The sequence below is a fragment of the Dyella sp. 2HG41-7 genome, from assembly GCF_021390675.1.
Taxonomy (GTDB): Bacteria; Pseudomonadota; Gammaproteobacteria; order Xanthomonadales; family Rhodanobacteraceae; genus Dyella_B.
In genome coordinates, this window is record NZ_JAJEJV010000004.1 from 687514 (window position 1) to 708123 (window position 20610).

19 protein-coding genes are annotated in these 20610 nt (G+C 62.3%); 17 read left to right on the forward strand and 2 right to left on the reverse strand.

Features of this window, described 5'->3' with window-relative positions; genetic code table 11:
- The first annotated feature begins 30 nt into the window (after positions 1-30).
- From flhB to L0U79_RS04580, 12 genes are all read left to right on the forward strand, one after another.
- Positions 31-1170 carry a flagellar biosynthesis protein FlhB gene (gene flhB / locus L0U79_RS04525; protein WP_233840692.1) on the forward strand — a complete coding sequence of 380 codons (1140 nt, stop codon included), beginning with the start codon at positions 31-33 and terminating at the stop codon, positions 1168-1170.
- 30 nt (positions 1171-1200) lie between these two features.
- Positions 1201-3291 carry a flagellar biosynthesis protein FlhA gene (flhA, locus tag L0U79_RS04530; RefSeq protein WP_233840693.1) on the forward strand — a complete coding sequence of 697 codons (2091 nt, stop codon included), beginning with the start codon at positions 1201-1203 and terminating at the stop codon, positions 3289-3291.
- A gap of 208 nt (positions 3292-3499) precedes the next feature.
- Positions 3500-4828, forward strand: a complete 1329-nt coding sequence (gene flhF, locus L0U79_RS04535) for a flagellar biosynthesis protein FlhF (RefSeq protein WP_233840694.1) — start codon at positions 3500-3502, stop codon at positions 4826-4828.
- 160 nt (positions 4829-4988) lie between these two features.
- Positions 4989-5942 (forward strand): P-loop NTPase, encoded by a 954-nt coding sequence (locus tag L0U79_RS04540; RefSeq protein WP_233840695.1) that lies wholly within the window; start codon positions 4989-4991, stop codon positions 5940-5942.
- A 1-nt stretch (position 5943) separates the two neighbouring features.
- Positions 5944-6678, forward strand: a complete 735-nt coding sequence (locus L0U79_RS04545; RefSeq protein WP_233840696.1) for an RNA polymerase sigma factor FliA — start codon at positions 5944-5946, stop codon at positions 6676-6678.
- Between the two features lie 254 nt (positions 6679-6932).
- Positions 6933-7340: a chemotaxis response regulator CheY gene (cheY, locus tag L0U79_RS04550; RefSeq protein ID WP_233840697.1), complete on the forward strand. Its 408-nt coding sequence runs from the start codon at positions 6933-6935 to the stop codon at positions 7338-7340.
- Positions 7337-7981: a protein phosphatase CheZ gene (locus L0U79_RS04555; protein WP_233840698.1), complete on the forward strand. Its 645-nt coding sequence runs from the start codon at positions 7337-7339 to the stop codon at positions 7979-7981. Before cheY ends, L0U79_RS04555 begins: the two co-directional genes overlap by 4 nt.
- A 25-nt stretch (positions 7982-8006) precedes the next feature.
- On the forward strand, positions 8007-9944 hold the full coding sequence (locus L0U79_RS04560) for a chemotaxis protein CheA (protein ID WP_233840699.1): 1938 nt from the start codon (positions 8007-8009) through the stop codon (positions 9942-9944).
- A gap of 133 nt (positions 9945-10077) precedes the next feature.
- Complete coding sequence (locus L0U79_RS04565; protein ID WP_233840700.1) at positions 10078-10818, forward strand: flagellar motor protein; 741 nt, start codon at positions 10078-10080, stop codon at positions 10816-10818.
- Complete coding sequence (gene motD / locus L0U79_RS04570) at positions 10815-11909, forward strand: flagellar motor protein MotD (RefSeq protein ID WP_233840701.1); 1095 nt, start codon at positions 10815-10817, stop codon at positions 11907-11909. The genes L0U79_RS04565 and motD overlap by 4 nt, the downstream gene beginning before the upstream one ends.
- 9 nt (positions 11910-11918) lie before the next feature.
- Positions 11919-12395 (forward strand): chemotaxis protein CheW, encoded by a 477-nt coding sequence (locus L0U79_RS04575; RefSeq protein ID WP_233840702.1) that lies wholly within the window; start codon positions 11919-11921, stop codon positions 12393-12395.
- Positions 12385-12792: a DUF2802 domain-containing protein gene (locus L0U79_RS04580; protein ID WP_233840703.1), complete on the forward strand. Its 408-nt coding sequence runs from the start codon at positions 12385-12387 to the stop codon at positions 12790-12792. The genes L0U79_RS04575 and L0U79_RS04580 overlap by 11 nt, the downstream gene beginning before the upstream one ends.
- Positions 12793-12918: 126 nt before the next feature.
- Here L0U79_RS04580 and L0U79_RS04585 read toward each other — a convergent pair whose 3' ends face one another.
- Positions 12919-13197 carry a flagellar biosynthesis protein gene (locus L0U79_RS04585; protein WP_233840704.1) on the reverse strand — a complete coding sequence of 93 codons (279 nt, stop codon included), beginning with the start codon at positions 13195-13197 and terminating at the stop codon, positions 12919-12921.
- Positions 13194-14324: a flagellar hook-length control protein FliK gene (locus L0U79_RS04590; protein ID WP_233840705.1), complete on the reverse strand. Its 1131-nt coding sequence runs from the start codon at positions 14322-14324 to the stop codon at positions 13194-13196. Before L0U79_RS04590 ends, L0U79_RS04585 begins: the two co-directional genes overlap by 4 nt.
- 893 nt (positions 14325-15217) lie before the next feature.
- On the opposite strand from L0U79_RS04590, the gene L0U79_RS04595 reads away from it, so the two are divergent.
- From L0U79_RS04595 to L0U79_RS04615, 5 genes are all read left to right on the forward strand, one after another.
- Positions 15218-15520: an STAS domain-containing protein gene (locus tag L0U79_RS04595; RefSeq protein WP_233840706.1), complete on the forward strand. Its 303-nt coding sequence runs from the start codon at positions 15218-15220 to the stop codon at positions 15518-15520.
- A 14-nt stretch (positions 15521-15534) separates the two neighbouring features.
- Entirely contained in the window at positions 15535-15897 is a 363-nt protein-coding gene (locus tag L0U79_RS04600) for a response regulator (protein ID WP_233840707.1), read from the forward strand.
- 171 nt (positions 15898-16068) lie between these two features.
- A complete protein-coding gene (locus tag L0U79_RS04605; protein ID WP_233840708.1) occupies positions 16069-18060 on the forward strand; it encodes a chemotaxis protein CheA in 1992 nt (663 codons plus the stop codon).
- A gap of 129 nt (positions 18061-18189) precedes the next feature.
- Positions 18190-19839 carry a methyl-accepting chemotaxis protein gene (locus tag L0U79_RS04610; RefSeq protein WP_233843832.1) on the forward strand — a complete coding sequence of 550 codons (1650 nt, stop codon included), beginning with the start codon at positions 18190-18192 and terminating at the stop codon, positions 19837-19839.
- 277 nt (positions 19840-20116) lie between these two features.
- Positions 20117-20602, forward strand: coding sequence for a chemotaxis protein CheW (locus L0U79_RS04615; RefSeq protein ID WP_233840709.1), 486 nt, complete (start codon positions 20117-20119; stop codon positions 20600-20602).
- Positions 20603-20610: the final 8 nt, after the last annotated feature.

Here is a 20610-nt window from a genome sequence, read left to right on the forward strand (position 1 = left end):
AGGGTACGCATCTCGGCGCAGGTGTAAGCCATGGCCGATACGGAAAACGAAGATCGCACCGAACGAGCGTCAGAAAAACGCTTACAGGACGCGCGCGAAAAAGGCGAAGTTCCCCGATCGCGCGATCTCTCCGGCGCGATGGTCGTGTTAGCCGGCGCCAGCATTCTGCTGTCTTACAGTTCCAGCATGTTCGCGCATATGCGCCACATCTATGCGCTGGGCATGGCTTATTCGCGCGATGCATTGTTCAGCGATGCGCTGATGTCGCGCGCGATGCACGCGGCGATGGGCGACATGCTCGGTTTGCTGCTACCGATTTTCGCGGCGACGATGATCGCCGCCGTCGGTTCGACGGTGGCGATCGGCGGCCTCAATTTCAGCTCGGAAGCGCTGGTGCCGAATTTTCAGCGGCTCGATCCGATCTCGGGATTCGGCCGACTGTTTTCGCTCAATGGCTTGATCGAGCTGGCCAAGTCGCTGTTGAAAGTCGCTTTTATCGGGGTGGCGCTGGTGGTGTTGTTGCGCCATGACGAAGCTGCGGTGATGGCGACCGATCGCGGCGCGGTCAATAGCGGTATTGCGCAGGCGTTGGCGCTGGTGGCGCATGCGGCGCTGATTTTTTCGGTGATCCTGGCGGTGATCGGCGGTATCGACGCGCTGTGGCAGCGTTTCGATTTCGAACGCAAGCATCGCATGTCCAAGCAAGAAGTGAAGGACGAGCACAAAGAATCGGAAGGCAACCCGCATCTGAAAGGTCGCATTCGCCAGATGCAGCATCAGTTGGCTCGCCGCCGCATGATCCAGGAAGTACCCAAGGCCGACGTGATCGTGGTCAACCCCACGCATTTCGCCGTGGCGTTGCGTTACGACGACTCGCGCATGCGCGCGCCGCGCGTGATTGCCAAGGGCGTCGACATCATGGCGCAGCAGATTCGCATGGTCGCCGAGGCGCATCGCGTGCCTTTGGTCGAAGCGCCGCCGTTGGCACGCGCTTTGTATGCAACCACGGAGCTGGGACATGAAATTCCGTCCGCGCTCTACGTAGCCGTCGCGCAGATCCTTGCCTACGTCTACCAGCTCAAGCAGGCGACCGAGCGCGGCGGACCCATTCCCGACGTTCCGCATCCGGATATCGATCCGGAATTGCAGGGCCGTTACCGCCAACCGTAATTCACACCGTAAAAAATCAAGGCGACACGCATGGCAACCGCAAGCGTTCTGGATACCTTCAAGCAAGTCAGTCGACGCGGCGCAGGCGCGCCGATCGTGATGCTTGCGATGTTGGCGATGCTGATGCTGCCGTTGCCGCCGTTCGTGCTGGACATTCTCTTCAGCTTCAACATCGCGTTGTCGCTGGTGATTTTGCTGGCGGTGGTCTACGTGATGCGCCCGCTGGAATTTGCCGCGTTCCCGACCGTGGTGTTGATGGGAACTTTGCTGCGTTTGGCGCTGAATATCGCTTCCACGCGCGTAGTTTTGCTGCACGGCCACGACGGCCCCGGCGCCGCCGGCAAGGTGATCGAGGCGTTCGGCGAATTCGTGATCGGCGGCAACTTCGCGGTCGGTTTGGTGGTGTTCGCGATCTTGACCATCATCAACTTCGTGGTGATCACCAAGGGCGCGACGCGCGTGTCCGAAGTGACCGCGCGCTTCACCTTGGATTCGATGCCCGGCAAGCAGATGGCGATCGACGCCGATCTCAACGCCGGTCTACTGACGCAGGAGCAGGCGCGCGAGCGTCGCCAGGAAGTGCGCGAGGAAGCGGACTTCTACGGCTCGATGGACGGTGCGTCGAAATTCGTGCGCGGCGACGCCACGGCCGGCATCCTGATTTTGTTCATCAATATCATCGGCGGCTTTTTCGTCGGCATGCTGCAGCACGGCCTGAGCGCCGGAGAAGCGGCGCGGACGTACACCTTGTTGACGATCGGTGACGGTTTGGTGGCGCAGGTGCCGTCGCTGATGCTGTCGATCGCCACCGCCGTGATCGTGACGCGCGTGTCCAAGTCGCAGGACATGGGCAAGCAGATGGTCGGGCAGGTGTTCGCCCAACCGCGCGCACTGGCGGTTGCCGGTGTGGTGCTGGCGGTGATGGGCTTGATTCCCGGCATGCCGAACATCGCGTTTCTGATGCTGGCCTGCGTGTGCGGCGGCTCGGCGTGGCTGATGATTCGCCGTGAACAGGAAGCCAAAGAACGCCTCGCCAAAGCGTCGACCGAAGCATTGCCGACGCCGGCAGCCACCGAACGCCTGGAGCTGGGCTGGGAAGACGTCGCCAGCGTCGATCCGGTCGGCCTGGAAGTGGGCTATCGCCTGATTCCGCTGGTCGACAAAAACCAGGGCGGCGAATTGATGTCGCGCATCAAATCGGTGCGTCGCAAGTTGTCGCAGGAACTGGGTTTTCTGGTCGCGGCCGTACACATTCGCGACAACCTGGATCTGGGGCCCAACACCTATCGCATCTCGCTGATGGGCGTGCCGATGGGCGAGGCGGAGGTCTACAGCGAGCGCCATCTGGCGATCAATCCGGGCCGCGTGCACGGCACCTTGAACGGCGTCGCCACGCGCGATCCTGCGTTCGGGCTGGAAGCGGTGTGGATCGAAAACAATCAACGCGACCACGCGCAGGCGCTTGGCTACACGGTGGTCGATCCGGCGACGGTGATCGCTACGCATCTGTCGCACATTCTGCAAAACCACGCGCACGAACTGCTCAGCCACCAGGACGTGCAGCAACTGCTGGATCGTCTGGCCCAGGGCGCGCCGAAACTGGTGGAAGACCTCGTTCCCAAGCGCCTGTCGCTGGGCGTGGTGGTGAAAGTGCTGCAAAACCTGCTCGCCGAGCGGGTGCCGATCCGCAACATGCGCAGCATCGTCGAGTCTTTGGCGGAGCACGCGAGCCAGAGTCAGGATCCTGGCGCGCTTACTGCCTATGTGCGCGTGGCGCTGGGTCGTCAGATCGTCCAGGAAATCGCGGGTTTGGGCACGGAAATCCCCGTGCTGACGCTCGCTCCGGAGTTGGAACAGATCTTGCTCGGATCCCTTTCAAGCAGTGGTGCAGCAGGCGCCGCCGTGGAACCGGGTCTCGCCGATCGTCTGCAACAAAGCGTTGCAGAAGCGGCGCGGCGACAGGAAGCGAGCGGCGAACCGGCGGTGATGTTGGTGCAACCGCAACTGCGTCCGTGGCTCTCTCGCTTCACGCGCCACGTGGCCCAGAACCTGCATGTGCTGGCTTACAACGAAGTACCGGACAACCGTCGCGTGCGCTTGGTGCAAGCGATCGGACGTTGAGTAACGAAGAACGAGTGAGGTAGGCGACGATGATGTTCCGCATGCGCACGCTACTCCCTCTCCCCTCCGGGGAGAGGGCTGGGGTGAGGGGTCAACCTGGCGTTGAGCCGCAATCGAAGCGTGCTTCGAACGAACATCTCGGCAAGACCGGCCCCTCACCGCAATCCTCTCCCCAGAGGGGAGAGGAAGTAAAAGTGAGGAATGCACCATGAAGATCAAACGGTTCCTGGCTTCCGATATGCGCCAGGCCATGCGCGACGTGCGCGCGGAGCAGGGCGCCGATGCGGTGATCCTTTCCACGCGCCGTCTTGAGGAAGGCATCGAGATCATCGCCGCCGTCGACTACGACGAAGCGCTGATGCGCGAAGCTGCGCGCATCAACGCGCCGACGCCGGAAGCGGCCAAGCCGCCGGTGAAAGAAGTCGCGAAAGACGCGCCGAAAGAGCGCGTGAAAGAGATCGTCAAAGAAACGCCGAAAGAAGTCGTCAAAACCGTCGCGAAAGAAACACGCGCAGCCACGCCGCCGCCTCCTCCTCCGTTGCCGCTGCCGTCCAACGAAATCGCTGCGCTGCAGCCGATGCTGGAGCAGAACGCGCTGGAAACCGCGCGCATGCGCAACGAACTCGGCGGCCTGCGCCAGCTGCTCGAACAGCAGTTGTCGAGTCTCGCGTGGAACGATATGGAGCGCCGCAGTCCGATGCGCGCCCGCGTGTTGCGCGATATGTCGCGTCTGGGTATCGATACCGACGTCTCGCGTCAGCTCATCGATGAATTGCCGGAAGACATCAACGTCGACCAGGCGCGTTATCTGCCGCTGGGTTTGCTCAGCCGCAGCTTGAAAGTCAGCGGCCGCGGTCTGGCCGACGTGTGCGGCGTCACGGCGCTGGTTGGTCCCACGGGCGTGGGCAAAACCACCACAATCGCCAAGCTCGCCGCGTGCGCGGTGATGCATCACGGTCCGGCGAAGGTCGCGCTGGTGAGCACCGATCATTACCGCATCGGCGCTGCCGCACAGCTCGAACATTACGGTCGCCTGCTCGGCGTGCGCGTGTATCCCGCATACGACGCCGCAGGTCTTGCGCAAACGCTGCATCTGCTGCGCGATCACCACACGGTGCTGGTCGATACCGCTGGCGTGTCCGGCAACGATGCACGCCTGCAACAACAGATGGATGTGCTGCGCGACGCCGCCGCGCAAGGCGCCACGCAATTGCGTGCCTGCCTGGTGCTGGCGGCGAATGCGCAGTCCACCGCGCTGGACGAATCGGTGCGCGCGTATCTGCCGCTGCAACCGAGCGCGTGCATCGCGACCAAGCTCGACGAAGCGCCCAGTCTCGGCGGCTTGTTGTCGGTGCTGATCCGTCACCGCATTCCGCTGGATTGCACCACCGACGGTCAGCGCGTTCCCGAAGATATCAGTGCTGCCGATGCGCGCGTGCTTGTGTGCCGCGCCGCGCAGCAGCAACGCCGGCTGGGTCCGGCGGGTGAGGACCTCGACATGGCCGATCGCTTCGGCCTGGCGGTGGCAGGATTATGAGTCTGTCCCATACCCCTTCGTTGTCCGCACGGTGCCTGAGCGGCCGCCAGGCGGCAACGCGCGGCTTGACCAGACGGCCAGTCTGGCGCTGCGCCACGCGTCACCACCTGACGACCGCTCAGACCCCATGCGAACTACGCAGAAATATGGGACAGGCTCAATGACTTTTGGTACGAACGAGGCACTGCAAGTGAACCAGGCAGCAGGCTTGCACAATCTGTTTTCGACCGCCCGCGTGCATCGGGAAGAAACCGATGCGCTCCATCAGGCGGCAAGCTTACGGCCGATCGTTCCGCGTACGCGCATCACGCGCACGATCGCGGTAGCAGGCGGTAAGGGCGGTGTCGGCAAAACCACGGTCGCGGTGAATCTTGCGATGGCGATGGCGATGGCCGGGCGCGACGTGATGTTGCTCGACGCCGACATGGGCGTCGCCAACGTAGACGTGCACCTGGGCTTGAGCCCTGCGCGCCACGTGGGGCATCTGCTGGACGGGAAGTGCGCGCTGCAGGATCTGATCATGCCGGCGCAGCACGGTCTGAAAGTGGTGCCGGGCGGTTCGGGCATTCGCCGCTTGGCGAAGATGGGCAACGGCGAGCACGCGGCGGTGATCCGCGCGTTCGACGAACTGATCCAGCCACCGGAGTTTCTGGTGGTGGATACCGCAGCGGGCGTCTCCGACAACGTGGCGATGTTCGCCGCCGCGGCCGACGACGTAGTGATCGTGGTGTGCGACGAGCTTGCGTCGCTCACCGATGCTTACGCCTTGATCAAAATTCTTGCCCACGACTTCGACGTGCGGCGCTTCCATATTGTCGCCAACATGGTTCGCCAGGCGGGCGACGCGAAAAAACTTTTTGAAAAACTGGCGCGTGTATGCGGCCGGTTCCTCGACGTGGCGCTCGACTACATGGGCATGGTGCCGCACGACGAATGGCTGCGGCAGGCGATCCGGCGCCAGGGCGCGGTGGTCGATCTGTGGCCATCCAGCCGCGCGGCGGTCGGATTCAAGCAATTGGCGGGTGCGGTCGATACATGGGGTAAACCCTCGTGCCCGGATCTCGGACGGATTGCCTTTTTCAGCGGCCAGAGCGTGCCGGCTGCGGGGTGGTGACATGAATGTGGCTTCGGAATATCTGCAGCTGCAACGCGAAGATGCAGACCAATTAGTACGCAAGCATGCGCCGCTCGTGCGCCGCATCGCTTACCACCTGATGGGTCGCTTGCCTCCGAGCGTTGACGTAGGAGACCTGATGCAGGCGGGCATGATCGGCTTGCTGGAGGCGGCGCGAAACTTTACGACGGATCGCGCGGCCAGCTTCGAAACGTATGCGGGCATCCGCATTCGTGGCGCGATGCTGGACGAACTCCGACGCACCGATTGGACGCCGCGCTCCGTGCACCGCAAGGTGCGCGAGGTCGCCGAAGTGGTGCGGCAGATCGAAAACGAAACGGGCGCGGATGCGGAAACCGCCGAAGTGATGAAACGTCTCGGCATGACCGCCGAGGAATATCACCAGGTGATGTCCGACGCGACCAGCGCGCGACTGCTCAGCCTTACGGCGCCGGACGACGGCGAAGGCGGCGAAGGCAGCGCGTTGGATGTGGTGGATCACGACAGCTTGGGGCCGCAAGACAGCTTCGAGCAGAACAACATGAGCGAAGCGCTGGCCGAAGCGATCAGCACGTTGCCCAAGCGCGAACAACTGGTGATGTCCCTGTATTACGAACAGGAATTGAACCTGAAAGAAATCGGCATGGTGCTGGGCGTGACGGAATCTCGCGTCTGCCAGATCCACGGCCAGGCTTTGGTAAGGCTGCGCGCGCGCATGGGCGATTGGCGCGGCTAGCAACAACGTACGAGCGAAGGAGCAGGCAACGAGTTTCAGCAATTAGCGACACCCAAGGCAACCGGCGCATCGATGCGTGCAAACCCCTTCCTTCGGAAGAGGGTTCGCAGGGGAACCAAGGTCAACGAAGCGCGTCCTGGCTTCACCGACCCGACCCATGCGGAACCTTCTTCCGAGGGAAGAAAACCACCCACGTTTCGCGCCTCACTCGTTTCTCGAATCCCTTCCCCGTTTCAAGCATCTGGAGAACGTGTTTGGACAAGAACATGAAAATTTTGGTGGTAGACGATTTCTCCACCATGCGACGCATCGTCCGCAACCTGCTCGTCGAGCTCGGTTTCAGCAATCCGCTGATCCAGGAAGCCGACGACGGCAACAACGCGTTGACGATGTTGAAGGCGAACAGTTTCGACATGGTCGTGACGGACTGGAACATGCCCAACATGACCGGCATCGAATTGCTGCAGGCGATTCGCGCCGAGCCCAAGCTCAAAGGCATGCCGGTGCTGATGGTGACGGCCGAAAACAATCGCGAGCAGATCATCGCCGCGGCGCAGGCCGGCGTGAACGGCTACATCGTCAAGCCGTTCACCGCTGTGACGCTCAAAGAAAAGCTCGACAAAATCTTCGAGCGCCTGGCCGCCCGTGGAGCTTCCGCATGAACGCTATTGCCAAACCCGTCGCAGCCGAAGCGCTACCGCCTGAAGTCATCGACCTGCTCAACAGCAAAGACGGCGCCGCGTTCGAGCAAGCGCTCGACACGATGGTGCGTCAACGCGAGCAGCATTTGTTCCGCGCGCTCGGCGTGCTGGCGCGCGACCTGCACGGCGCGATGAGCCGTCTTGGCGCCGATCTCGCCAACGAAGGCATGCCCGACAGCATGATCAATGCGCGCAAGCATCTGGCCGAAGTGTTGGAGATGAGTTCGCAGGCCGCGCATCGCAGCCTGGATTTCGTCGACCGCATTCGCCCGGAAGCCGAAGCGCTTTCGCAGAACGCCGTTGCGGTGCTGGATTTCAACAACAGCGAGACCGACCCGGCCGCCGTGCTGGCGCGTCAGGCGCAGGTGTTCGCCAGCGCGTGCAGCGAAGGCCTCAACGACATGGTGCTGGTGCAGTCCTGGCAGGATCTCGCCGGTCAGCGCGTCAAGAAAGTGGTGACCTTTATCGAAAGCGTGGAATCGTCGCTGCTGGAACTGGTGCGCCTCACCGGTGCGCTGGCCGGTCGCGAAGCGCCGATGGAAGTCGCCAAAGTTCACGACCAGGACGAAGTGGATCGTCTGCTGAGCGAATTCGGTTTTTGATCGTAACCTGCGGATACAGACGTTGATGGATGCGAACCTGGACAGCGAGCTGCGCGACGATTTTCTGGTGGAAGCCGGAGAATTGGTGCAACGGCTGGGCGAACAGCTCGTGGAGCTGGAAGCCTCGCCGCACGATCGCGAATTGCTCAATGCGGTGTTTCGCGTCTTTCATACAGTGAAAGGCGGCGCCGGCTTTCTCGGCATCGATCCGATGGTGCAGTTGTGCCATTGCGCCGAAGAACTGCTCAACGACGCGCGCAACGCGAAGCTGGTGCTGAACTCGGCGCATATGGATGCGCTGCTCGAATCGCTGGATCTGCTCAACGTGATGATGGCGGCGTTGACGAGCGGCGATGCGATGGCGCAGCCGCCCGCGAGTTTGCTCGCACGTTTGCAGCCAGTGGCGGACAACGCGCCTGCGGCGAACGCATCGGCGAAACCCGCACGCTCGGCCGATCCGATCGAGGCGGAATTCGAAGCGCTGCTCGATACGCTCTACGGCGAAGGCGGCGCGCCCGGCGCGACCAATCACGCCTCCAATGAAATCAACGACGACGAATTCGAAAGCTTGCTCGATGCTTTGCACGGCCAAGGCGCCGCGCCCGGCTCCGAAAAGCCGGTCGTCGACGAGAAGAAAGAAATCAGCGACGACGAATTCGAATCGTTGCTGGACAATTTGCACGGCAAGGGTGCGGCGCCAGGTCAAACGGTTGCGGCGGCGCCCGCACCTGCGCCGGCTCCTATTCCCGCTCCCGCAGCGCGTACCGCCGCGCCGGCCAAAGCGCCCGCCGAAAATACCGTGCGCGTGGATACCGCGCGTCTGGATACCTTGGTCAGTCGCGCCGGCGAATTGGTGCTGCTGCGTAATCGCTTGTTGAGTTTGGCCACGCGCAGCGACAATGAAATGTTGGCGACCATGGCGGGCGATCTGGATCGCGTATCCGACGATCTGCAAACCGCCGTGCTCGGCATGCGCATGCAGCCGGTCGGTCGTTTGTTTCAGCGTTTTCCGCGCATCGTGCGCGATCTCGCGCGTCAGCTAGGCAAAGACATCGAGCTGGTCACCGAAGGCGAAGATACCGATCTCGATCGCAGCCTGGTCGAAGCGCTGGCCGATCCGCTGATTCACTTGTTGCGCAACGCCGTCGACCATGGTCTGGAAGATCCGGCCGGTCGCGCACGCGCAGGCAAGTCGCCGAAAGGCAAAGTCAAACTGTCGGCCAGTCAGCGCGGCGAGCGCATCGTGATCTCCGTCAGCGACGACGGTCGCGGCATGGATCCGGAAGTGCTGCGTCGCAAAGCGGTGGAGAAGGGCGTCATCGACGAAACACAAGCGGCGCGCTTGTCGGAAGTCGAATGCTACGAATTGATCTTCCGTCCGGGCTTCAGCACCGCCGCCACGATTTCCGATATTTCCGGACGCGGCGTCGGCATGGACGTGGTGAAAACGCGCGTCGCCGAACTGGGTGGCACGCTGCAGGTGCAGTCGCGCCTGGGTCACGGCAGCACATTGGAACTCACCGTGCCGCTGACGCTCGCGATCTTGCGCGTGTTGATGGTGCGCGTCGGCGATCGCTTGTTCGCACTGCCGCTCAGCAACGTGAGCGAAGTATTCGAGTTGAATCCGCAGCACGATCACATGCTCGACGGCCGTCGCGTCGCCGCGCATCGCGGTCGCGCGCTGGTGCTGGGCGATCTCGCCGATTGGGCGGGCGTGCACGGCGCAGGCGGACGCAACGTGGTGGTGTTGCATGTCGGCCATATGCATCTGGGTTGCCTGGTGCATGAAGTGATCGGCCGCGAAGACGTGATGGTGAAGCCGCTCGGTCCGTTGTTCGAAGGCGTGCCTGGCGTTGCTGGCGCGACGGTGACGGGTGACGGGCGTCTTGCGTTGGTGTTGGATCTCGCTGCGTTGTCGCAAGACGACGGGCGTCTTCTTCCTTCGTTAAAGGTGTCGGCCTGATGAAACCACTCAACGACACCGTTCACCCGTCGCCCCGGCGCACGCCGGGGCCCAGTGACTTCGTTCCAGCAAAGACGCTGGGCCCCGGCGTGCGCCGGGGCGACGAGTGCGAGGTTATTTGCGAGGCGTCGACATGGACGTCATAAGCATCGCCGGCACCATCCTAGCTTTCGTCGTGCTGATCGTCGGCGCGATTCTCAAAGGCACAGACGTTTCCGCGCTGTGGAATCCGGCGGCTTTTGTGATCGTGTTTATCGGCACGATCTCTGCGTTGCTGCTGCATACGCAAGGCAAGGTGCTCAAGCGCGCGATCGGCATGTTGGGCATGGTGTACAAGCCGCCGCAATTGCAGCCTGCCAATTTGATCAGCCGCGTGATCGGCTGGAGCGAAATCTCGCGTCGCCAGGGTTTGCTGGGTCTCGAACCGCATATCGACGCCGAAGACGATCCGCTGGTGAAGAAAGGTTTGCAGCTGCTGGTCGACGGCAGCGAGCCCGAAGCGATTCGCAGCGTGCTCGAACTGGAAGTGGAGACGCGCGAGCAAGCCGACCTGCACGCCGCCAAGGTGTATGAGCAAGGCGGCATCTATTCGCCGACCATGGGCATCATCGGCGCCGTGCTCGGTCTGATGGCGGTGATGCGCGATCTTACCGATCCGGCCAAGCTCGGCCACGGTATCGCCGCGGCGTTCGTCGCCACTATCTACGGCATCAGTCTCGCCAACTTGCTGTTGCTGCCGATCGGCGCGCGCTTGAAATCGCTGATCACCAAACAGACGCAAGTGCGCGAGATTTTGATCGAAGGTTTGATTTCGATTGCCGAGGGCGACAATCCGCGCCAGATCGAAAGCAAGTTGCAGGGCTATCTCGTATGAGTCGCCGCCGCAAACACAAACACGAAGACCATCCCAATCACGAAGCCTGGGTGATTCCCTACGCGGATTTGCTCACGCTGTTGTTGGCGTTGTTCGTGGTGCTGTACGCGATGTCCAGCGTCAACACCACCAAATACCGCGCCTTGGCGCAGGCGATCTCGTCGGCGTTCAACGGTTCGCGCTCGGTGATTCAGCCGGTGACGCCGAATGCGCCGCAATCGAGCATACCGGTGCCGACCAACAAGCCAGCGCCGATTCCGCGCACGCCGCTTGCGCAAATTCTGTTGCCCGTGCTGACGCAACATATCCCGACGCCGGCGACGACGCCGGACACGCAATCCGACAAAGACAAAACGAAGATCAGCGACGAGCAGGAAAATCTCGACCGCATCCGCAGTCAGGTGGAACACGCGCTGCAGCCGCTGATCGACAAGAACCTTGTCGCCGTGCGCCGCACGCCGAACTGGCTGGAAATCGAAATCCGCACGGACATTCTGTTTCCCAGCGGCGTTGCGACGTTGTCGCCGTCGGCCAACGATGTGTTGACCAGTCTCGGTAGCATTCTTGCGCCGTTCGCCAATCCGCTGCGTGTGGAAGGCTACACGGACGATATGCCGATCAATACGACGGTTTATCCGTCCAACTGGGAACTCTCCGCGGCGCGCGCTGCGAGCGTGGCGCGGTTGTTCGCCGAACATGGCGTCGACCCGGAGCGTTTAGGCATTGTCGGCTGGGGCCAATATCGTCCCGCCGCCGACAACACGAGCGTAGACGGCCGCAACCGCAACCGCCGCGTGCTGGTGGTGGTGTTGAGCGACAAAGCTGCGCCGCGCCGCTTCTACACGAATAGCGACCAGGTCAATCAGACCGCCGACGCGAACGATGGCGCGACGCAGGATCAGGAAAACGTGCCGTCGCCCGCATCGGTCGCCGCCGCACAACCTGCGAAAACGGACCCGCCGCCGCCATCGATCACGCCATCGTTGGCGCCAACGCTTCCCACGCCGTCAGTGATCACACCGGTGGCGAGTCTGGTGACCACGCCAAGCGACGCATCGACACATACGAATACACCGGATACCAAGGGATAACCGCTGCGCATGAGCCTTGTTCCCAATATCGAAGCGCTTGCACGCGAACCTTGGTTGTCTTTTCAATTGGACGGCCAACATTACGCCGTGCTCTTAAGCCGCGTCAGCGAAGTCATTCGCGATGCATCGCCAACGCCCGTGCCCGGCGCGGCGGACGATCTGCTCGGCATCTGCCATTTGCGCGGCAATATCGTGCCGGTGATGGATGGTCGTCGTCGTCTCGGCTTGAGTCATAGCGAGCCGGGCGATCCGTCGACCGTGCGCATTGTGGTGTGCACGCACGAATCGCATCGCGTCGGTTTGCGCGTGGATGCAGTGGGCGATTTGCTGCAGCCGAAGGCGGACGCCATCCAACTGCCACCGGCGCGCTCCGGGCGTGTGGACGATCCCGTGCAAGTGGTGATGGGCTGGCATGGCGGCTTTGTCGCGCTGCTCGACGTACCTACGTTGTGCCGCCTTCATAAGGAGTTGAAAGATGTGGCGTGATCTTGCGGTAATCGCAGCGCTTGTACTTCAGACCGTTGCGATTGCGTTGCTGATGTATCAGATGCGTCAGTTGAAAGGCGTAAAACGCGGTGATACCGGTGGCGTTCCCGAGCTGCTGATCGTCAACGCGCTAAACAAGATCGATCATCGCTTGAGCGCGTTGGAAGGACGTTCGACGCCTGCTTCGGATGTGGTTGCGCCGCGCCGTTCGGTCGAAGTGCCGGCCACGCAGATGGGCGCGCTGCGCGCAGCCGCTCGCCAATCGCCCGCTAACGATTACGAATTGGCGCAGCAGCTAGCGCGCGAAGGTGGCGATGCGGAACAACTGATGTCGCGTTGCGGTTTGTCGCGACACGAAGCGGAGCTGGTGCTGCGTTTGTACGCCAAACGCGCCTGACGCTTTTCTTCCTCTCCCCTCCGGGGAGAGGATCGAGGTGAGGGGACACACTGGCGTTGAACTTTATATACCCATTGTTCAAACAGAGTCCCCCGCAAGACCAGCCCCTCACCCCAGCCCTCTCCCCTACGGGGAGAGGGAGTTATCGCGTGATGCTTCGTAGATAGTCGCCAACACCGCCGCAGCGGCGGCGTACAACTGCGGCGGCACATCCGCGCTCATGCGTAGCGAGATCAGCAACGCCGCGATCTGCGGATCGTGATGCAGCGGCAAACCAAGCGCTTGCGCGTGACGAAACAGATTTTCGACATCGCGCGCCGTACGACCCGATGAGGCTTGCGAGCCATCGCCGCCGGGCAAGCGAAGCACGACTTTGCGTTGCGGCGCGGGGAGCGGCGTACTCATACAGTGGCCTTCAAAAAGACGGCGCTCATGCTATTGCCGGCCTGCGGCAAACCGAACTGGCAGGTGAGCTGATCCAGAAACAATCCGGTGGCGTCGAGACGTTTTCGCACATGGTCGAATTGCGCTTCCAGCAGATCAACCGTGTCGCGAAGCTGCGCCCACAATCGCACCGATAAACGCAAGCCTCGCAACTGCAACTCGCCGACGATCGGGCCGAGCGACGGCAAATCCAGCGAAAAGCCCATCGTCCAATCCTGCTGCGCATCTTCCTCGTGCTTGAGCGACAACTGCAGTACATCGGCGCCTTCGTCGTCCTGCACCGGAATTTCGACGATCCAGTGATTCGGATTGGCCTGCAATTGCGCCACTTCCAAACGCGCCAACGCGGCCTGCACATCGGTGTAGAGACGGGGCAGAAATTCCGTCGCGTCGTTCGTCGAGAGCAAATCCGGCGGCAACGGCAACCGACCCTGCGGCACGACACCCCGATACAGCAAAGGTGGATCCACTTCGTCCGCGCTGCTTTCGCCTAGCGTGGCCTGACCTTTGAGAATTGCCACTAGACGCAACATCGCGCCTTTCACATCGTCGTGCGCGGTATTGGCGTCGCTCGCCGGCGCATGCGCAAGTTGCGCTTCGAGAAACAGACCGCTGCGATTCACCGCCTGACGCAACCCTTCTCCCGTCGTCAATTCGCGCGGTGTGCTCATGCTGTGCTCCAGCAACGCCAGCGCCGAACGCAGATACGGCGGCAACTGCTTCGCGACCGACCACTGCGACAGCGCGCCCACCGTGGCGAGCAACGGCGCGTAGCCGTTCTGCTGCGGCAAGCGCGCTCGTAGCGCCTGATGAACCGTCGTATCGAGTTGCGAATCCGCGCCGAGAATTTCCAACTGCGGCTGCGCGCCGACACTCAGCACGCGAACCTGGAATTGCGGTGGCAGCTTGGTGCCCGGCGCTTCGGTTTCGACCGTGATCGCGCCGACTTGCAACACCAGCAGCCCTTGTTCGTTCACGCCCAGCGGGCGCGCCGACAACACGCTGCCAATACGCCAGCCTTCGGAGCTGGCGCCGGCGGCGGCACCGAGCCAGGTCAGTGCGGCAACGCTGGTTGGCTGGATGATCACGCTTGCGTCCTTGGTTGGCGGTGTGCCGGGTTTGGCACGGGTGGTCGCGAACCTTTGGGAAGGTTATCGGCGGGTGGTGGTTGGACTTTAGGGGTTTTTTTGTGTTTTTTTGGGGTGATTTGGCATTGCCTGCGGCGCTTTCGGTCCGGAGGACCGAGTTACTTTTCTTTGCTTGCCCAAAGAAAAGTAACCAAAAGAAATGGCACCCCAAAGGGCGCGCTCTCCGGGCATCCTGCCCTCCGAGTACGCAGATGGGCTACGGGGTTTTTCGACAGGGCATCCTGCCCTGACGAAAAACTGGCCGGCATCCATGCCGGCCACCCTGCGGGCTTTCCTTCGCCCATCTGCCGCGCCCTAAGGGGCCCCACGTTGCGCACATCCATGTGCGCACTCGGTGCCGGCGCTTTGCGCCGGTAAGGGCATGAAGTTCTCCGCATTGCCATCGATTCCTGCAGTTTTGGCCGTGCCTGGGTTACCAGCGCAAAGCGCTGGCACCGAGTGCGCGCCACGACGGCGCGCTGCTCTACCCGGGGCCCCTTGGGTGCGGTGAAGGGCTGGCGGATCAGGCCCCGATAGGGGGCATGGGCAGGACGCCCATGCCTTTTCGTCAGGGCAGGATGCCCTGTCGAAAAGCCCCGTCAGTCCTTCACGGACTTGGCGGGCAGGACGCCCGCCAAGCGCACCCTCGGGGGTGCCCTTCTCTTTGGTTACTTTCTCTTGGGCAAGCAAGAGAAAGTGACTCGGTCCTCCGGACCGAAAGCGCCGCAGGCAATCTCAAAACCCGCGAAATATCGAATAGCGCGCACAACCAACACTTCAGCAACTCGCCACCTAAAGCTACCCAACACTGCGCCGATAAAGGCAACAAGAGACCAACCCAGCGGACCCCCGCCATGGCAACCAAAAGCAAAACCGAAACGCGGATAGCCATCCCCGCCGACTGCCGCATCGCCGACGTCGGCGACCTGCACAAGCAACTCACCGGCGCCCTGGACTCCCCGCAAATCGTCCTCGACGGCTCCGCCGTGGACCGTGTCGACACGGCGGCGCTGCAATTGCTGGTCGTATTTCAACGCGAAGCGCAGAAGCGCGCGCGTCAGGTGAATTGGGCGGGCGCGAGCGTGCCGTTGCATGACGCAGCGACGCAGCTCGGGTTGGCACAGGTATTGGCACTGCCGACGAAACCGTCGGCCTGAACTTGAGGTGGAAGATGGCAAAGATTCTTGCAGTGGACGATTCGGCATCGATGCGCGGCATGGTGGCGTTTACGTTGCGTAGCGCCGGCTATGAGGTGAGCGAGGCGGAGAACGGGCAGATGGCGCTGGATACAGCCTCGTCGTCGCGTTTCGATCTCGTATTGGCGGACGTGAATATGCCGGTGATGGACGGGATCAGCATGGTGCGCGAGTTGCGCACGCGCGCCGATTACAAGGGTGTGCCGATTCTTATGCTGACCACCGAATCCAACACGGATAAGAAGATGGAAGGCAAGGCTGCGGGTGCGACGGGCTGGTTGGTGAAGCCGTTCGATCCGGAGCAGTTGCTGGCGACCGTCAAGCGCGTGCTTGGTTGAACTCGCCTCACCGTCATTCCGGCGAAGGCCGGAATCCAGTTCAAACACGTTGTGCGAAGCACTCAGAATCGATGTTGTGTCCTTCGGACGCATAGTCAAACTGGATTCCGGCCTTCGCCGGAATGACGTGAGGCATGAGCAGTATCAGGATTAATCCAGGATCCCCTTTCCATGAGCAACATCAACGTCGCCCAATTCCACAAAGTTTTCTTTGAGGAAAGCCTCGAAGGCCTCGATACGATGGAGGCCGGCTTGTTGGCGCTCGACGAGGGCGGCGATACCGAGCTGGTGCACGGTATTTTCCGCGCGGCGCATTCGATCAAGGGCGGCGCGGCCACGTTCGGTTTTCCGGAAATGGCGGCGTTTACGCACGAAGCGGAGTCGCTGCTGGATCAATTGCGCGACGGCCGCAATTTCGGGCGTCGTGCGATCGATCGCACATTGGTGGAACTGTTGCTTCGCACCGTCGACTGCCTGCGCGCGATGTTTGCGCGCGCGCAAAGCGGTTTGCCGCTGGCCGACGAAACCAGCAATGCGTTGAAATCGCAGTTGGCGCTGGCGGCGGGACGCGATGCATCGGAAGTCGCTGCGAAAACCGCCGAGAAACCCACGGTTTCCAGCGGCTGGATTATTCAATTCCGTCCCCACGCCGGCATGTTGGCCGGCGGCAACGACCCGTTGCGTCTTATGCGTGAACTGGCTGCGCTCGGTCAGCTGGTCGTCGAGGCACAGTTGGATCGTGTGCCCGCGCTGGACGCACTCGACCCTTCCGAATGCCACCTTGCCTGGCGCGCCGAATTGACCGGTGCGGTCAAACGCGAAGCCATCGCGGCGGTGTTCGAATGGGTCGAAGACGAATGCGATCTGGTCATCGAGCCGCTCGTTGCCGCCGCGCCACCGCCCGCACCGCCGGTCGAAGCCGTTGCTGCGCCCGCCGGTGCGGGCGCCGCGGCAGGAACGGCGCGTGCGGCGGCGAGCAGCAACGATGCTGGCACCGTGCGTGTAGGCATCGACAAGATCGACGGCTTGATCGATCTGGTCGGCGAGCTGGTGATTACGCAGGCAATGCTCGATCAGTTCCGCGAGGATTTCGATCCGTCGCGTCTGGCGATGTTGCAGCACGGCTTGGCGCAGTTGGCGCGACACACGCGCACGCTGCAGGAAAGCGTGATGGGCATACGCATGTTGCCGATCGGTTCGGTGTTCAACCGCTTTCCGCGTCTGGTGCGCGATCTCAGCCAGAAGCTGGGCAAGCAGGTGAAACTGGAAATGGTTGGCGAGCAGACCGAGCTCGATAAAACGGTGCTCGAAAAGATCGGCGATCCGCTGGTGCATCTGGTGCGCAACGCGATCGATCACGGTCTGGAAACGCCGGAAAAACGCCGTGCGGCGGGCAAGGGCGACATGGGTACGCTGCGTCTGGAAGCGTTCCATCGCGGCGGTTCCATCGTGGTGGAAATCGTCGACGACGGTGCGGGTTTGAATCGCAACGCGATCGTCGCCAAAGCGCTTGAAAAAGGCTTGATCAAGAGCGGCGAAGGGCTCAGCGACGAAGCGGTCGGCGAGTTGATTTTCCAGCCGGGTTTCTCCACGGCGGCGGTCACGACGGATCTGTCGGGACGCGGCGTGGGCATGGACGTGGTTCGCCGCAACGTGGTGGATTTAGGCGGCAATGTTGCCATTCAAAGCCGTCCCGGCCAGGGCACTACCTTCACGATTACCTTGCCGTTGACGCTTGCCATCATCGACGGTCTGCGTGCGGCGGTGGGCGATGAGTGCTACATCGTGCCGCTGGTTTCCATTGTGGAATCGGTGCAGTTGAAGGCCGACCAGGTGCGCAGCGTGACTGGCGGTGGCGAGCTGTTCCGCTTCCGCGGCGAATACCGGCCGATCGTGCGCTTGCATCAGCAGTTCGGTTGCGCCAATGCGCGACAGAATATCGAGGACGCGCTGGTGATCGTGGTCGAAGCGGATGGCAACCAAGTCGGTTTGTTGGTGGACGAATTGATCGGGCAGCAGCAGGCGGTGGTGAAGTCGCTGGAAGCCAATTATCGCCGTGTCGACGGCATCTCCGGCGCGACCATTCTTGCCGACGGTTCGGTGGCGTTGATCATTGATGTGGCCGGCTTGATTCGTCTGCAATCGCGTCGCAAGGCGGCGTAGTTCGCTCGACGCAGCGTTGCGCAAAGGCGCAGCGCTGCAATGATTCTCGCGCGCGCAGTGCGCGGCGATGCATGGAACGCGTGGGGCTTCGCGCCCTGTTTCCCCATGTCATTGAAGGTTGTCGTGATGATGTCCCCTTTGAAAATACTCGCGCGCCTGAGCCTGTCGGCCAGGGTGTGGCTGGTCATCGCCATCGTCGTGATCGGGTTGGTCGCGTTGACGGTGATGTCGGCGATCGACAGTCGCGGCTTGCAGATGCAAGCGCGCGAGCGCGCGCTGAGCGACGAAGTGGCGACCGCCGTGTCGTTGATGCAGAGCTTTCACGATCGCGCCGCGCAAGGCGAATTTAGCGATGCGGAAGCGCAGCGGCGCGCCTTGGTTGCGCTTTCCGCGTTGCGCTGGAACGACGGCACTGGCTACGTCTACGTGTTCGATTCCGGCTTGACCATGCGCATGCACCCGATCATGCCCAAGCGCGTGGGCGGCAGCATTCGCGACGACAAGGATTCCACCGGCAAATACATGTATCGCCAGATGCTGGCGGCCGATCAGCGCGACGGTCACGGTCTTACCGAATACATGTGGCCGATGCCCGGCAGCAAGGGCGACAAGCACAAAATCACCTACACGTCCTTCTATAAACCGTGGGATCTGCACGTGGCGGCGGGCGCGTATTTCGTCGATATCGACGCGCAATTCCAGCAGATGCTGATGGGCAGCTTGTTGCGCGCGGGTCTAGTCGGGTTGCTGGTGATTCTGGTGGTGTGGGAATCCATGCGCAGCATTCGCAAGAGCATCGGCGGCGAACCGAACGACGCGTTGACGATGGCGCAACGCATCGCCGATGGCGATCTGCGCAGTGACGACGTGCACGTCTTCACGCCCGGCAGCCTGCTCGATGCGCTCGCACGGATGCGCGGCAAACTTACCGACGTGGTGGGCGAAGTGCAGCAGAGCGCACAGGCCGTGACGGCGGCGGCGCAGCAGATCGCGCGCGGTAACGACGACTTGAGCTATCGCACGCAGGAACAGGCTTCCAGCCTGGAAGAAACCGCCGCGTCGATGGAAGAAATGACCGCCACGGTCAAGCAAAGCGCCAGCAACGCCCAGCACGCCAGCCAGCTTGCGGCGGCGATGCGCATTCAGGCCGAACGTGGTGGCGAAGTTGCCGCGCACGCCAGCACGGCCATGCGCAGCATCCAGCAGGCCAGTGCGCAGATTGCGGATATCGTGGGCCTGATCGATGAAATCGCGTTCCAGACCAATTTGCTAGCACTGAACGCGGCCGTGGAAGCGGCGCATGCCGGCGCGCATGGTCACGGCTTCGCAGTGGTGGCGACCGAAGTGCGCAATCTCGCCCAACGCAGTGCGCGCGCCGCCAAGGAAATCAAAACACTGATCGGCGACAGCGCGGAAAAAGTGCAGGCCGGATCGCAGCTGGTGGACGAATCCGGCCAGGCGCTGGCGGGCATCATCGGCAGCGTCACGAAAGTCACCGACATCGTCAATGAGATCGCCGCGGCCAGCCAGGAGCAATCCGGCGGCATCGACCAGGTCAATGGCGCGGTGATGCAGATGGACGAAGCGACCCAGCGAAACGCGGCCCTGGTGGAAGAAGCTGCCGCCGCCGCGCGCGCCATGCAGGAGCAGGCCGACCGTCTGCACGCGCAGATGGGCTATTTCCGGGTTTACGGGACGATGCAGGGGACTCGCCCGGCGCCGAAGCAGGTCCCGGTGCGGACGCCGAACCTCGACGCCCTGGTCGCCGTCGCCGAATAGCGACGCCGGACTCCCTCTCCCCTTCGGGACGCGGGGAGCGGCCATGGATGGCCGCGCTTTGAGGAGCGAGGAAGAGGGCTGGGGTGAGGGGCCAATCTAGCGGGAAAACGGCCCCGAAGCCTCGCTTCGACGGGGCCTTATCGACCCCCGCGCCTTCACATTTCACCCCTCCCCACACAGCCAAAAAAGCCAGCAAACGCCTCAAGTTTTGGCCAGCAGCGCCGATTCCCTTTACGAACGGGGGCACCGTGTGGGTGCTCCAACGACGAGGCGAAACATGTCAGATCAGGCGCAGTACCTCACCGTCAACCTTGCGCACGAGGAATACGGTATCGACATCCTGGCCGTGCGCGAAATTCGCGGCTGGACTCCCGTGACGCGCATTCCGCAGTCGCCGCACTACGTGCTTGGCGTGCTCAATCTTCGCGGCGCGATCGTGCCGGTGATCGATCTGCGTTTGCGCTTCGGCCTGACGCGCGAGGAATACAACGCCACCACCGTCACCGTAATTATCACGGTCGGCAATCGCCAGTTCGGCGTGGTGGTGGATGCCGTATCCGACGTGCTCGACGTGACGAGCGATGCGATACGTCCGGTGCCCGACATGGGCACCACGGTGGATACCGAATATCTGAAGGGATTGACGTCGGTCGGCGAGCGCATGGTGTTGCTGCTCGACGCAGACAAATTGTTGCAACCGCAGGATGCGCAGATGCTCGACGCCGCACTCAATGCGGCCAGTGACGTGAAAGCTGTGGCCTGAAGGAATAC